Raw genomic sequence first — 13570 nt, 5'->3', positions numbered from 1 at the left:
GAAAATTACTAGAAGCTAACTGTTTATGACATTCCGTTTGCAGTCATTCTGAAAAAACCTTTTAAAATCCAAGGCGATTTTTTTGATCGCTTTGAAAAATGGGGCCGGGCTTCGTGCCTACGCACCTGCCCCAGGTGCAGGTACTGAGCTGGGACCACTATGTCGCCAGCAGCCCGCAAATCTACGAGCCCAGCCTGATGATCCTGGCCCAGGGCAGCAAGCTGGCGCGCCTGGGGCCACGCACCCTTGAGTACGGTGCCGGCCACTACCTGGTGCAGGCGTTGTCGGTGCCCTTCATGTGTGAAACCTTCGCCACCCGCGAGGCGCCGTTGTTGGGCGTGGCGGTCGACATCGACCGTGGTGTGCTGGGTGAACTGGTACAAAGCATGGACCTGGCGCCAGACCCTGCCGTGCAGGCGCAGACACCGCAATCGATGACTTCCGCAGCACTGGATGCGCCTATGCGCGACAGTGTGGAGCGCCTGCTGCAGTGCCTGCAGGACCCACTGGATGCCAAGGTCCTGGGCCCGGCGAGGGTGCGTGAAGTACTCTACACCGCGCTGCGCGGCCCGCAGGCTGGGGTGTTGCGGGCGCTGGTGGAACAACAAGGGCACTTTGCCCGTATCGGCGCCGCCCTCGCCCACTTGCGCGAGCACTATAGCGAGCCCCTGAGCGTGGAGGCGCTCGCGGCACGGGCCAACATGAGTGTTTCGACCTTTCACGAACACTTCAAGCGCTGCACCGACATGGCGCCCATGCAATACCTCAAACGCCTGCGGTTGCTCAAGGCCCAGCAAATGCTGATCGGCGAAGGCCTGGGTGTAGCCCAGACGGCGCACCGGGTGGGCTACCAGAGCACGTCGCAGTTCAGCCGCGAATACAAGCGCCAGTTCGAACGCAGCCCAGGGGATGAACTGCCTTACCAGAGCTTGCCGGTTTGACTGAAGGGCGGCGGGCAATCACCCGTCAGTCACCAGGCGTGGCACTTGAGGGCGCCAGTGGCCATTGCGCCAACGGCCAGTAGGCGCCCTTGCGCGACTCATACAACGTGAAGTGCGGGGCGCCGAGGAAAAATGCCGGCGCACTGCCGGCCTCTGGCAAATCGCCGCGATAATCCCTGGCAAGCGTCAGGTGCGGGCGGTAGTCGCGCTTGTCAGCTTGCCCGGCAAAAGGCAGCAGCGCCTGCTGCAGGCCGTACACCAGCCGCATCAGCGCTGCTGGCACCTGCTGCGCCACCAGTACCAGGGCACTGGAGCGCTGCCACACCTGCAAGCGGTCAAGTGTCAACCGGGGTACCCTGCCCGGCAGCGCCAGTTGATCGACCGCCGCACAGATTGCCGGCACCAGGGCGGCATCCACATCGCCCAGGAACAGCAACGTGACATGAAAGTTGGCGGCCGGCACCGGTTTGCCGCTGCGCAGGTTCAGGCCGCGACGGAACTGGGCCAGAGCGCGGCGCTGGACATCGCTGACCGGCAAGGCGAAAAACAGCCGTTTGAACGGGCTGCCGCTGGGGCGTACATCATGAACCATGGTGACTCCTGGGCATGAAACGTTTGCGCACGACTGTAGGGCATTACACCAATGTCGGCCCACGGTTTCGTAACAATAAGTACAAACTGCCCACATGATTGTTTATGCTGGCGGGCTTATGCCATGGCGCATGGCCTTATTTTCGACAAGTAACCGTCCATGAAAATTGCACTCGTCCTCCTCTTCGTTCTCTCGATCGCGTACGTTCACCTGCGCGGTCGGGTCCGCCACAAGCTGACCCGCCAACTGGGCGACCACTCCAGCTTTCTGGCCCCGATCAACAGTTTTCTGTACCTGTTTTCCAAACACCCGGCTAAGCCATACCTGCCGGTCGAGGCCTTTCCCGAACTGAAGCCGCTGCAGGAGCACTGGCAGGAAATTCGCGAAGAAGGCCGGCAATTGCTGCAGGTAGGCGAAATCAAGAAGTCTGACAACTACGACGACGTGGGTTTCAACTCGTTCTTCAAAACCGGCTGGAAGCGTTTTTACCTGAAGTGGTACGGCGAAAGCCACCCGTCGGCAATGGCCCTGTGCCCACGCACCACCGAACTGCTGCAAGGCATCGGCACGGTCAAGGCGGCCATGTTCGCCACCCTGCCACCGGGGGCCAAGCTGGTGCGTCACCGTGACCCGTATGCCGGCTCCTACCGCTACCACCTGGGCCTGGACACACCGAACGACGACGCCTGCTACATCGATGTAGACGGCGAGAAATACTCATGGCGCGACGGTGAAGGGGTGGTTTTCGATGAAACCTACATCCACTACGCGGCCAACAATACCGAGCACAACCGCATCATTCTGTTCTGCGATGTCGAACGCCCGCTCAAGTACCGCTGGGCCAGCGCGTTCAACCGCTGGTTCAGCCGCAATGTCATGGCGGCTGCCGCAGCCCCCAACACCGCCGGAGACAAGACGGGCGGCATCAACCGGTTGTTCACTCGGATCTACAAGATCCGGGAACGCGGCAAGGCGCTGAAAAAGCGCAATCGCACGCGCTACTACCTGGAGAAGTGGGCGGTGGTGGCAGCGTTGCTGCTGGTGTTCATCTACATCTGAGTCCGTGTGTTGCCAGCGGCCTGTGCAGATGGTGTAGCCAAAGGCATGACTGGGCATGCACCAAAGTACAAGCCGCACGTTCGCCACGCTTCGACTAGCCTGAAAGCTCCATTCGCAACCACCCCAAGGTGACGACGATGAGCATGATGGACTGGGATGCCTACCGAAAGCAGTTGATGGCCGGCATCGGCGATCTGAAGCAACTTTCCCCCGACACCGTGGCCGGCTACATGACCGCCAGCGGCGCCGGGGCCAAAACCGGTCATCTGGACGCCAAGACCCGCGAACTGATCTCCCTGGCCGTGGCGGTAACCACCCGTTGCGACGGTTGTATCGCCGTGCATTCGCAGCAAGCGGTGAAGCATGGCGCCACCCGTGAGGAGATTGCCGAGGCGTTGGGTGTGGCGGTGGCGATGAACGCGGGTGCCGCGCTGGTCTACTCGGCCAGGGCCCTGGATGCAGTGGGCAAGGCCAACGGTTGAACCCGAACGGCGCCGCCCTTGCGCGACGGCGCCGTGCCCCGCAGACTGGGCGGCTAAACCCGCGCAGGAACCCGCATGATCCACATCCGCCCCATGACGGCCGAAGACTTCGAGCGCTTCTGGCCCACTTTCCAGGCCACTGTCCAGGCCTGCGAAACCTATGCCTACGACCCGGCCCTGAGCTTCGAACAGGCCCGCCACCTGTGGCTGGAGCTGCCTTTGCGCACCTTGCTGGCCGAAGAAGAGGGTCAACTGCTGGGCTCGTACTACCTCAAGCCCAATGCGGCAGGGCCCGGTGCGCATGTCGGCAATTGCGGCTACATGGTCTGCGCCCAAGCGCGCGGGCGCGGCGTGGCCAGGTTGATGTGCGAGCACTCGCAGAAACTGGCGCGCCAGGAAGGCTTTCTGGCCCTGCAGTTCAACTCGGTGGTGGCCACCAATGAAGTGGCAGTCGCCCTGTGGCACAAGCTGGGGTTCGAAACGGTCGGCCGGCTGCCCAAGGCCTATCGCCATGCCCGGCTGGGGCTGGTGGACTGCCTGGTGATGTACAAGTGGCTGGCCGATGAGCCAGTGGCAGAGAAGCCGCCGCTGCTGATCGGGCGCAAGAATATCGAAGCCCGGGTTTCGCGGCGGCGTGGGCGCTGATCGTTCTTCACGATCTGCCTTGACGAAGGCACCGCCAGGTGCTCAGATGCGCGCCAGTTTCAGGTGCCCTACGCCGCCGCGCGCAGGGTGAAACGGGAAGCCGGTGCGTCGTGTTGATCACGACAAGTCCGGCGCTGCCCCCGCAACGGTAAGTGAGCGAACCCTTCGAGATACCACTGTGCTCAGGCATGGGAAGGTGAAGGTTTCATGCCCCTCGCAAGCCCGGAGACCGGCCTGAGGCTTCACTTGGCACCCCGCGGTGGGCGGGCGCAGGCCGGTATCCGTGCGCGCGCCTGCCTGTACGGAGCCCTCCTTTGCGTGTTTTCCACCGGGATCCATTCATTCCTGCAGCAGTGGAACGACATGTCCCGTATGTTCAAGCTTCACCCCCTGGCGGCCTGCCTGGCCGTCACGCTCCCGGCCCTGGCCGATGACCGCGGCCCGCAGCCCCTGGCATTGCCCTCCACGGCCATCACCGACACCCTCGACAGCCATGCCAGCGACTTGGCCACGCCGACCCAGGCCGGCTCGCGCCTGGGGCTCAGCGCCCTGGAAACGCCAGCCAGTACCAGCAGCATCAGCGCCGAGCAGATCCAGCAGCGCAACAACCTGACCGTGCAGGATGCCGTAACCCGCTCACCGGGCATTACCTTCATCGGCTCCCCCGGCGACGGTGGCACCGGCCTGTCCGCCCGCGGCTTTGCCGGGCACGGCTCGGTCATGACCTTGTTCGATGGGGCCCGCCTGTTCACCGGAGCCGGCACCCAGACCTTCCCGGTCGACCCGTGGATGGTCGAACGTATCGATGTGCTTCGCGGCCCGGCATCGGTGCTCTACGGCGAAGGCGCCACCGGCGCGGTGGTCAACGTCATCCCGAAAAAACCGGTTGCCGGTACGGTGCGCAACCAGCTGCGGCTTGGGTATGGCAGCTGGGACCGCCAGCAACTCGGCCTGGACAGCGGTGGCAGCCTCAGCGAGCGCCTGAGCTATCGCCTGACGCTGAACCAGCAAGCCGGCAATGGCTGGGTGGACCGCACCCCCTCACGCAGCCTGGCGCTCAGCGCGGCCCTGCGCTTCGATGCCAGTGACGACCTCAGCTTCACCCTGGCCCATGAGCGCGGTGCGGCGCAGCCTGCAAACTACTACGGCACGCCGCTGATCGACGGCCATTACCGCAGCAGCCTGCGCAAGAAAAACTACAACCTGCAGAACGACGTGCAGCGCTACGACGACCAGTGGACCCGCCTGACCACCGACTGGGCACTCAACGACCACCTCAGCGCCAGCAACCAGCTGTACTACATCAGTAGCCGCCGCCATTGGCGCAACGCCGAGCAGTATGAATGGGACGCCGGGCGCCAGCAGTTGCTGCGCGGCAGCTACCTGGAAATCAAGCACGACCAGGAGCAGTTCGGCGACCGCCAGACCTTCACCCTCGACCATTCGCTGTTCGGCCTGGCCAGCAGAACCGTGCTCGGCGCCGAGTACAACAAGGTGCGCTTCAACGTCGACAGCAACAGCCCCTACAACGACGTAGGCGGTGACTACATCGACCCGTGGCAGCCGCAGCCGGGCGTATTCCACAGCGGGTCGCCGCTGCGCCCGCAAAGTCTGTCCACCACCCATACCTTTGCCCTGTTCGGCGAAAACCGCTTGCAACTCACTGAGCGCCTGTCGCTGGTGACCGGGGTGCGCCGCGACCAGCACCACATCGACCGCGACAACCTGACCAATGCCAGCCGCAGCGACCGCAGCCTGCAAGGTGGCAACTGGCGTGCGGGGCTGGTGTATGCACTCAGTGACGCGCTGTCGCTGTATGGCCAGTACTCCACCAGCGAGGATGGGGTCAACAACCTGATAAGCCTCAGCCCCAACCAGATGCACTACGACCTCACCCAGGCGAAACAGACCGAGGTGGGCCTCAAGCAACGTTTCTGGGACGGGGATGGCGAATGGACCTTGGCGGCCTACCACATCGTCAAGCAGAAGCTGCTGGTAGACGACCCCCTCACGCACCAAACCCAACAGGCTGGCCAGCAGACGTCGGATGGGCTGGAGGCAACCGTGGAACTGGCGCTGGCCCACCAGTGGCGGGTGTCTGCCAACGCAGCGCTGCTGCGCGCCCGGTATGACGCGTTTGACGAACAGGTGGGCGCAGCGGTGCAGGACCGTGCCGGCAACCGCCCGGCCAACGTGCCTCGGCGCACCGCCAACCTGTGGCTGAGCAAAGGTATTGGCCAGCAGATCGAGGTGGGGGTGGGCGCGCGCTATGTGGATGAACGTTACGCCGATAACGCCAATACCCAGAGCGCCCCAGGCTATACCGTGGTCGACGCCACGATCGGCTGGCAGGTTCTGCCGCAGGTGAAACTGGGGTTGCAGGTGAACAACCTGTTCGACCGCGAATATGTGCAGGCGGCGTTCAGCGGCCAGCAATGGCTGATGGGAACGCCACGTTCCTACTTTGCGACGCTGGACTACAGCTTCTGAAGTGAGCAGCCCGGATTGGCGTAGCGCAGCTTCACCGCGACAAGCCAACCCGGCGCTGAGCAAAAAACCTACCTGCCCATGGCCATATGGATATAACATAACATTTCATTCAGGCTTTTTTTCACTAGCGACCCTCCATGACAAGCGCCAGCCCCACCCCCAACCAACTCAACCAGCGCCTGCAGAGCATCGACGCACTGCGCGGTCTGGTAATCCTGTTCATGCTCCTGGACCACGTGCGCGAAACCTTCCTCCTGCACCGCCAGGTCAGCGACCCGATGGCCATCGATACCACCGAGCCGGCACTGTTCGCCAGCCGTACCCTGGCGCACCTGTGCGCGCCGGTGTTCGTGCTGCTGACCGGGCTCTCGGCCTGGCTGTATGGCGAAAAGCACCAGGGCCGTGGCGATGTCGCGGCGTTCCTGTTCAAGCGCGGGCTGTTTCTGGTGGCGCTGGAGTTCACCCTGGTCAACTTTGCCTGGACGTTCCAGCTGCCGCCCACGGTGATCTACCTGCAGGTGATCTGGGCCATCGGCATCAGCATGCTCGCCCTGTCGTTGCTGGTGTGGCTGCCACGCCCGGCGCTGCTCGGCCTGAGTGCCGTCATCATTGCCGGGCATAACCTGCTCGACAGCCTGCACTTTGCCCCGGGGTCTGCCCTGCACGTGCCCTGGGCGATTCTGCATGACCGCGGCTGGCTGACGTTGTACGACACGCTGCGGCTGCGCACGTCCTACCCGGTACTGCCGTGGATCGGGGTGATCGCCCTGGGCTACTGCCTTGGGCCATGGTTTGCCCGCGGCAGCCAGGCCGGGCCACGTCAGCGCTGCCTGCTGCTTGGCGGGCTGCTGGCGCTGCTGGGCTTTTTCGTGCTGCGCGTATTCAACGGCTATGGCGAAGCCGCGTGGAGCAGCTACCCCACGCTCACACACACCCTGATGAGCTTCTTCAACCTCACCAAGTACCCGCCTTCGCTGTTGTTCCTGGCACTGACCCTGGGCTGCGGCCTGCTGTTGCTGCGCGCATTCGAGCGCGCCGGCCAGGCCCGCTGGATCAGCGCCCTGGCGGTGTTCGGTGCAGCGCCGATGTTCCTCTACCTGCTGCACCTGTATGTGCTGAAGCTGCTGTACCTGGCCTGCGTGGCGCTGTTCGGCAACAACCACGGCAGCTATTTCGGCTTCGACGGCGTCGCGACGGTATGGTGCGTGGCGCTATTGCTGGCGGCTTCGCTGTACCGGCCGGTGCACTGGTTCGCCCGGCTGAAACAGCGGCGGCGCGACATCCGCTGGCTGAAGTACTTCTGAAAAGCGTTTTCACCCGGCGGCGCGATGGTCTACCATGCGGGCCGCCGGTTTCCATCACGGAATCAATAGGGAATCCCCGGCCCGCCAACACGGGCCAAACGGAACTGCCCCCGCAACTGTAAGTGCCGAGCCTGCTCCATCGACGCCACTGGGTGTACTACCCGGGAAGGCCGGAGCCGGGCCGTGACGCACCAGTCAGGAGACCTGCCGGCCAACATTCACCAACCGGCGGGGTGCCCGGGATTGGCCATTGTGTTGCCTTTGCCGCTGGCAAGGGCGCGGCGATGTCTGTCCGTGCGTTCATTCCGTGAACTGTCCGATAGGAGATCGCCCAGCATGCTGCCCCGCTTCGCCACCCTGCTTGCCGGCCTCAGCCTCAGCGGCCTGGCCCAGGCCGCCGCCACCCAGTACCCGCTGACGGTGGACAACTGCGGTAAGCCGCAGACCTTTGCCCAGGCGCCACAGCGCGCCGTGACCATCGGCCAGGCCGGCACCGAGATGCTCTATGCCCTGGGCCTGGGTGACAAGCTCGCGGCGAGCTCGCTGTGGTTCAACAATGTGTTGCCCGAATACCAGGCCGTGAACGCCACGGTACCGCGCCTGGCCGACAACGAACCCAGTTTCGAGGCGGTGGTTGGCCAACGCCCGCAACTGGTGGCCGTGCAGTTCGAGTGGATGGTCGGGCCGCAGGGTGTGGTCGGTACGCGCGAACAGTTCGCCGAACTGAACATCCCCACCTACCTGTTGCCCTCGGACTGTGAAGGCAAGGACAACCTGATCGGTGCCGACGGCACCCGCCTGCAGGCCTTCCAGGTCGACAGTATCTACAAGAGCGTCAGCCAGCTGGCGGAGATCTTCGATGTGCAGGCGCGCGGCTTGGCCCTGAACGCCGAGCTCAAAGGCCGCCTGGACAGCGCCCGCGCGCAATTGGCGGGCAAGGACCTGTCGGGCACCTCGGCACTGTTCTGGTTCTCCAGCGCCAACCTGGTCATCGACCCTTACGTCGCGGGCCGCCAAGGGGTCGCCGACTTCATGCTGCGCACCTTGGGGGTGCGCAATGTGGTCGAGTCCAGCGAGGAGTGGCCCACCGTAGGTTGGGAAACCCTGGCCAGGGCCAACCCCACCTGGCTGATCATCGCCCGCATGGACCGCCGGCGTTTCCCCGCCGACGACTACCAGAAGAAGCTGGCATTCCTGCGCAGCGACCCGGTAACCCGCAATATGGACGCGGTGAAACACGACCGCATCATCATCCTCGACGCCGACGCCATGCAGGCGGGCATCCGCCTGTTCCGTGGCGTGCAGACGTTGGCGGCCGCTTTTGCCAGCGGTAAAGCCAGCCAGTGATCAGTCGACTGTCAGCCTGTATCGGCCTGGCCGTGGCCGCACTGCTGGCGGCCCTGCTCGCCGGCACAGCCATTGGCGAAACCGGCCTGGCACCGCGCGTGGTCGGCCAGGTGCTGGCCAACCAGCTGTGGCAAGCCGGTTATCCGGTCGACCCGATCGACGCCGGGATCATCTGGAACTATCGCCTGACCCGCACACTGGTTGCGGCGGCCTGCGGTGCCGGCCTGGCCACCTGCGGCGTGATCCTCCAGGCGCTGCTGCGCAATCCCCTAGCCGAGCCCTACCTGCTGGGGCTGTCGGCCGGCGCTTCGACCGGTGCCGTACTGGTTGGCCTGCTGGGCCTGGGCAGCCTGGCTTTGAGCATGTCGGCCGGCGCCTTCATCGGTGCCCTGGCGGCCTTTGCCCTGGTGCTGGTGCTGGCCCGCGCGGCAGGCCCTGGCAGCAATAACGCCCAGGTGATTCTGGCCGGTATCGCCGGGTCGCAACTGTTCAATGCCCTGACGGCATTCCTGATCACCAAGTCGGCCACCGCCGAGCAGGCACGGGGCATCCTGTTCTGGCTGCTGGGCAACCTCAGTGGCGTGCGCTGGCCCGCAGTATGGCTGGCCGTGCCAGTGGCACTGTTCGGTTTGCTGGTGTGCCTGTGGCATCGCCGCGCGCTGGATGCCTTCACCTTCGGCGCCGACTCGGCAGCTTCGCTGGGCATACCGGTGCGGCGCACCCAGTTACTGCTGATCAGTTGCGCGGCGCTGGTAACGGCCGTGATGGTGTCCATCGTCGGCGCCATCGGTTTCGTCGGGCTGGTCATTCCACACGCTCTGCGCCTGCTGCTCGGCCCCGGACACAGCCGGCTGCTGCCTGCCAGTGCATTGGGCGGGGCACTGTTTCTGATTGCCGCCGACATCCTCTCACGCACGCTGATCAGCGGCCAGGTCATACCGGTGGGCGTGGTCACCGCGCTGCTTGGCGCGCCTGTCTTCGCGCTGATACTGGTCAGCCGCCGGGGGCGCCCATGACGGTCATGGCTGCATTCCAACTGGCGCCGCTGAGCTGCCAGGATCTCGGCCTGCAACTGGCCGGCAAACGGGTGCTGCACGACGTCCACCTCAACGTGGTGGCGGGTGAAACACTCGCGATCGTCGGCCCCAACGGCTCAGGCAAGTCTTCGCTGCTGAAGGTGCTGGCCGGCCTGCGCCCGCCGGCCTGCGGCAGCGTGCAGTTGATGGGCGAGCCACTGGCAGGCATGCCTCGCCGGCGTGTGGCCCAGTGCCTGGCACTGGTTGAACAGCAGGCCGACACCCTCGATGCAATCAATGTGTTCGACGCGGTCGCCTTGGGCCGCACGCCGTGGCTGTCAGCCATTGCGCCGTTCTCCAGCGCGGACCGGGCGATTGTCGAGCAGGCACTGGCCGACCTCGACGCCTTGCACCTGCGCGCTCGCCTTTGGGGGTCGTTGTCCGGTGGCGAGCGCCAGCGCGTGCATATCGCCCGCGCCTTGGCCCAACGGCCGCAGGTGCTGCTGCTCGACGAACCGACCAACCACCTGGACATCCAGCACCAGCTGAGCCTGCTGCAACAGGTACAAGCCCTGCAGGTGACCACCCTGGTGGCCCTGCACGACCTCAACCAGGCGCTGACCTGCGACCGCGTTGCAGTGCTCGACAAAGGCCGGCTGGTCGCGCTCGGCACGCCGTTCGAGGTACTGACCCCCGAGTGCCTGCTGCACACCTTTGGTGTTCATGGCCATTACCTCACCGACCCCTGGGACGGCACACGCATCCTGCGCTTTCGCGCCCCCTGAGCTACCGGCAGAAGCCTGGGTAGCCCAGGCGCCTGGCCTGCTCAGCCCAAGCGCAGTTGCATGTGCGTGGTTTGCCAGACCGGGTCTGGCTCCACGTCCACGACAGCGAAGCCTTGCCGCTCCCAGAACGTGATGGCCCCCGGCAGGAATGGGTGGGTATGCAGGTAGAGGCAACCGATGCCGGCCTGCAGCGCCTGCTGGCGCAAGGCGCCGAACAACGCGGCGGCAAGCCCGCGCCTGCGGTACGCCGGCAGCACGAACAGGCGCACCACTTCAACTACCCGCTCGCCAGCATAATCAAGCTGGCTGAAACGGTGGTCGTAGGGCAGGTAGCCGATCACCCCGACCAGGCGCTCATCAACCCGGGCTTCCAGGAAGCAGCCCTCGCCTTCAAGGTAGGTTTCGCTGAAATGCGCCAGGTCCCGGGGCAACGGTGCATTGGCCAGCGCAGGAAACAGCTCGCGGCGCGCGCTGTCGACAAACGCCAGCACTTGGCCAATGGCATCGCGGGTCACAGGTTGCAACGTCCAGTTCGGCATAAGGTTCAAGCCTGAGTGTTGGGTGCACGGTTCTAACCCAGCCGGCCGTACAAGGCAAATCGCAGGGCTCGTCGCGGCAGGGCTGACCTCGCTATAATCGGCAGCCTTCACTGCCCGACCAGGCCACGCCATGCCTCGCATCCAGAAGTTGCTGTTGCCGCTGTTGCTGATTGCTGCCGTTACCGCCTGCGACCAGAAGCCCTCCCGTGAAGAGCAGATTCTTGCCCAGCTGCCGCTGCAGGATGCCTACGACCACAACATCGAACGCATGGCCGGGCTGCTGGCCCGCCAGCACCCACGGCTGGCGCGTACCACCATCGAAGATGTGCTGCGCAAGCACCTGACGGTAGAAGACCAGCGCCAGGACCTGTTCCGCCTCTACAGCAAAGAGCATTTCAGTGACGCCGAGTTCGCCACCATTGTCGCGGCCACCCAGGACCCGGCCAAGGCCCGTGCCCTGGAAGACACCGATGCTGGCCGGCAACTGAGCGACAAACTCACCGGCCTGATGCGTGAAACCGCCCGTGACCCCAAGGTGCAAGCATTGGCCGAGCAGCGCATGCAGCAGGTGCAAGACGAACTGAACGCCTTGGACAAGGCAGGTTCATGAGCGCGGCCGGCACGGTCGCTTACGTTTCGTAGCCCTATTCGAACACTCGAGGTCAGGATTGCCACACGCCAAGCACGGACTGCGCCTGGATCTACGCACACTCATTCTGGTGCTGTGCGCCCTTACTGCCGTGGTCATGCTGTGCGCCAGCTATTTCGCCAGCTACCGGGTGCAGCGCCAATTGCTGATCGACCACGCGCTGGAAGCCAACCGGGTGTATGCGGCCAAGCTGGCCAGCATCACCGATGCATTCATCGGTAATGCCTTGCAGCAACTGGCGTTCAGCGCCAGCGAGCAAGGCCGGCAACTGGACGATCCCGCCGCCTTGCAGCGCGAGACCGACCGCGTGCTGGGCCAGAGCATGGCGTTCAATTCCACGTTCGTGATCGATGCCAATGGCGTGCTGCTGGCGATATCCCCCGCCCCGCTACGCCACATGGTCGGCACCCGGATGCAATCGCCCGGTGTGCAGGAGGCATTGCAGGAGCGCCGCGCGCTGGTGTCGACACCCTATCTGTCGGCGGCCAACAACCTGGTGGTGGCGCTGACGCAACCGGTCGTCGACGCCAACGGCCGCTACCTGGGGTATGTCGGTGGCAGCCTTTACCTGCGGGAACGCAACATCCTCAACCGCCTTCTCGGCGAGCACTTTTACAAGGACGGTTCGTACCTGTATGTGGTCGACCGCAATCGCCGGTTGCTCTACCACCCCGACAGCCAGCGGGTGGGTACCGTCGTGCAGGGCAATGAGCTGATCGACCAACTGACCAACCTGGGCAACGGCACCCGCCAGCTGACCAACAGCCAAGGTGTGGAGATGGTCGCCGGCTTCGCCACCGTGCCCAGCGCCGGCTGGGGCGTGGTGGCACAGCAGCCACTGGCACAAACCATGATGCCGCTCAGCCGCCTGGTGCTGAACGTGGTCGGTATTTCCGCGCCGCTGGCCCTGATAGGCTGCTTGCTGCTGTGGTGGCTGGCCCTGACCATCGCCCGCCCACTGTGGCAACTGGCTGCAGGTGCCCGCTCGATGGACCGCCCCGGCACCGCTGAGCGCTTGCATCGCGTGCGGGCCTGGTACTTCGAGGCCGCAGAGCTCAAGCGCGCCTTGCTGTTCGGCTTGAACTTGCTGCAGGCGCGCATCGGCAGGCTCAACCGCGATGCCCAGACCGACCCCCTGACAGGCCTGGGCAACCGCCGCAGCCTGGAGCTCAACCTGTCGCTGCTGGAAGCCGAAGGCCGGGCATTTGCAGCCATCGTGCTGGATATCGACCACTTCAAGCAGGTCAACGACAAGCATGGGCATGTGGTCGGTGACCAGGTGCTGCAGCGGCTGGCCGAGCTGATGCGCCGCTGTTGCCGCGAGGGTGACCTGCTTTGCCGCACCGGCGGTGAAGAGTTTCTCATGCTGCTGCCTGGGGCCAGCCTGGAGGTGGCCGCCGCGGTCGCTGAGCGCCTGCGGGTGACGGTGCAGGAAACGCCGATCCAGCCGGTGGGCGCGGTGACCCTGTCACTGGGGGTGGCCCACTGGAACGGCGAGCCGGGGCGCGAGCCGGAAACCGTGCTGAGCGAGGCTGACCTGGCGCTGTACCGGGCCAAGCAGGACGGGCGCAATCGCGTCGCTGTCGCCTGATTGCCTGGCGCCCGCTGCGCTGCCGGGCACACGCCGTGTCGATGGCGGTTGATTCAGGTATCCCGAGGTCGTCCTCGACAAAGCGCCTTGCGCTGCCCGGTTATCTACTGGCAGGCATAACAATGATGGC

Annotated in this window: 12 protein-coding genes, 1 pseudogene and 2 riboswitches; of the genes and pseudogenes, 11 read left to right on the top strand and 2 right to left on the bottom strand. The window is 64.8% G+C overall.

Annotated features, from left to right (window positions below; genetic code table 11):
* Positions 1-104: 104 nt before the first annotated feature.
* Positions 105-941: pseudogene (locus EGJ22_RS13990) on the top strand (AraC family transcriptional regulator N-terminal domain-containing protein); the annotation flags it as partial.
* Positions 942-966: 25 nt separating this feature from the next.
* Here the strand turns inward: EGJ22_RS13990 and thpR are convergent.
* Positions 967-1533 carry an RNA 2',3'-cyclic phosphodiesterase gene (gene thpR, locus EGJ22_RS13985; protein ID WP_029884984.1) on the bottom strand — a complete coding sequence of 189 codons (567 nt, stop codon included), beginning with the start codon at positions 1531-1533 and terminating at the stop codon, positions 967-969.
* Positions 1534-1692: 159 nt separating this feature from the next.
* On the opposite strand from thpR, the gene lpxO reads away from it, so the two are divergent.
* The 8 genes from lpxO (at position 1693) to EGJ22_RS13945 (ending at position 10661) form a co-directional block, all read left to right on the top strand.
* Positions 1693-2592: a lipid A hydroxylase LpxO gene (gene lpxO / locus EGJ22_RS13980; protein WP_029884983.1), complete on the top strand. Its 900-nt coding sequence runs from the start codon at positions 1693-1695 to the stop codon at positions 2590-2592.
* A gap of 137 nt (positions 2593-2729) precedes the next feature.
* Entirely contained in the window at positions 2730-3074 is a 345-nt protein-coding gene (locus EGJ22_RS13975) for a carboxymuconolactone decarboxylase family protein (protein ID WP_029884982.1), read from the top strand.
* Between the two features lie 75 nt (positions 3075-3149).
* Positions 3150-3719, top strand: a complete 570-nt coding sequence (locus EGJ22_RS13970) for a GNAT family N-acetyltransferase (protein ID WP_029884981.1) — start codon at positions 3150-3152, stop codon at positions 3717-3719.
* Between the two features lie 44 nt (positions 3720-3763).
* Positions 3764-3972: riboswitch (cobalamin riboswitch) on the top strand.
* 110 nt (positions 3973-4082) lie between these two features.
* Entirely contained in the window at positions 4083-6209 is a 2127-nt protein-coding gene (locus EGJ22_RS13965; protein ID WP_029884980.1) for a TonB-dependent siderophore receptor, read from the top strand.
* A 137-nt stretch (positions 6210-6346) separates the two neighbouring features.
* Complete coding sequence (locus EGJ22_RS13960; RefSeq protein WP_029884979.1) at positions 6347-7513, top strand: DUF1624 domain-containing protein; 1167 nt, start codon at positions 6347-6349, stop codon at positions 7511-7513.
* Positions 7514-7541: 28 nt separating this feature from the next.
* Positions 7542-7740: riboswitch (cobalamin riboswitch) on the top strand.
* Between the two features lie 109 nt (positions 7741-7849).
* Positions 7850-8860 (top strand): ABC transporter substrate-binding protein, encoded by a 1011-nt coding sequence (locus EGJ22_RS13955; RefSeq protein WP_029884978.1) that lies wholly within the window; start codon positions 7850-7852, stop codon positions 8858-8860.
* Positions 8860-9876, top strand: coding sequence for an iron ABC transporter permease (locus EGJ22_RS13950; protein WP_029884977.1), 1017 nt, complete (start codon positions 8860-8862; stop codon positions 9874-9876). Before EGJ22_RS13955 ends, EGJ22_RS13950 begins: the two co-directional genes overlap by 1 nt.
* Entirely contained in the window at positions 9873-10661 is a 789-nt protein-coding gene (locus tag EGJ22_RS13945) for an ABC transporter ATP-binding protein (RefSeq protein ID WP_029884976.1), read from the top strand. The genes EGJ22_RS13950 and EGJ22_RS13945 overlap by 4 nt, the downstream gene beginning before the upstream one ends.
* 41 nt (positions 10662-10702) lie before the next feature.
* On the opposite strand, the gene EGJ22_RS13940 is transcribed toward EGJ22_RS13945, so the two are convergent.
* Positions 10703-11200 (bottom strand): GNAT family N-acetyltransferase, encoded by a 498-nt coding sequence (locus EGJ22_RS13940; protein ID WP_009683983.1) that lies wholly within the window; start codon positions 11198-11200, stop codon positions 10703-10705.
* Positions 11201-11330: 130 nt separating this feature from the next.
* Here EGJ22_RS13940 and EGJ22_RS13935 point away from each other — a divergent pair, with 130 nt between their 5' ends.
* Entirely contained in the window at positions 11331-11810 is a 480-nt protein-coding gene (locus tag EGJ22_RS13935) for a hypothetical protein (RefSeq protein WP_029884975.1), read from the top strand.
* A gap of 58 nt (positions 11811-11868) precedes the next feature.
* Positions 11869-13440 carry a sensor domain-containing diguanylate cyclase gene (locus EGJ22_RS13930; RefSeq protein WP_029884974.1) on the top strand — a complete coding sequence of 524 codons (1572 nt, stop codon included), beginning with the start codon at positions 11869-11871 and terminating at the stop codon, positions 13438-13440.
* Positions 13441-13570: the final 130 nt, after the last annotated feature.

It is taken from the genome of Pseudomonas sp. p99-361 (assembly GCF_003935475.1).
GTDB classification, from domain to species: domain Bacteria; phylum Pseudomonadota; class Gammaproteobacteria; order Pseudomonadales; family Pseudomonadaceae; genus Aquipseudomonas; species Aquipseudomonas juntendi.
This window is presented reverse-complemented; position numbering and strand designations above follow the sequence as displayed.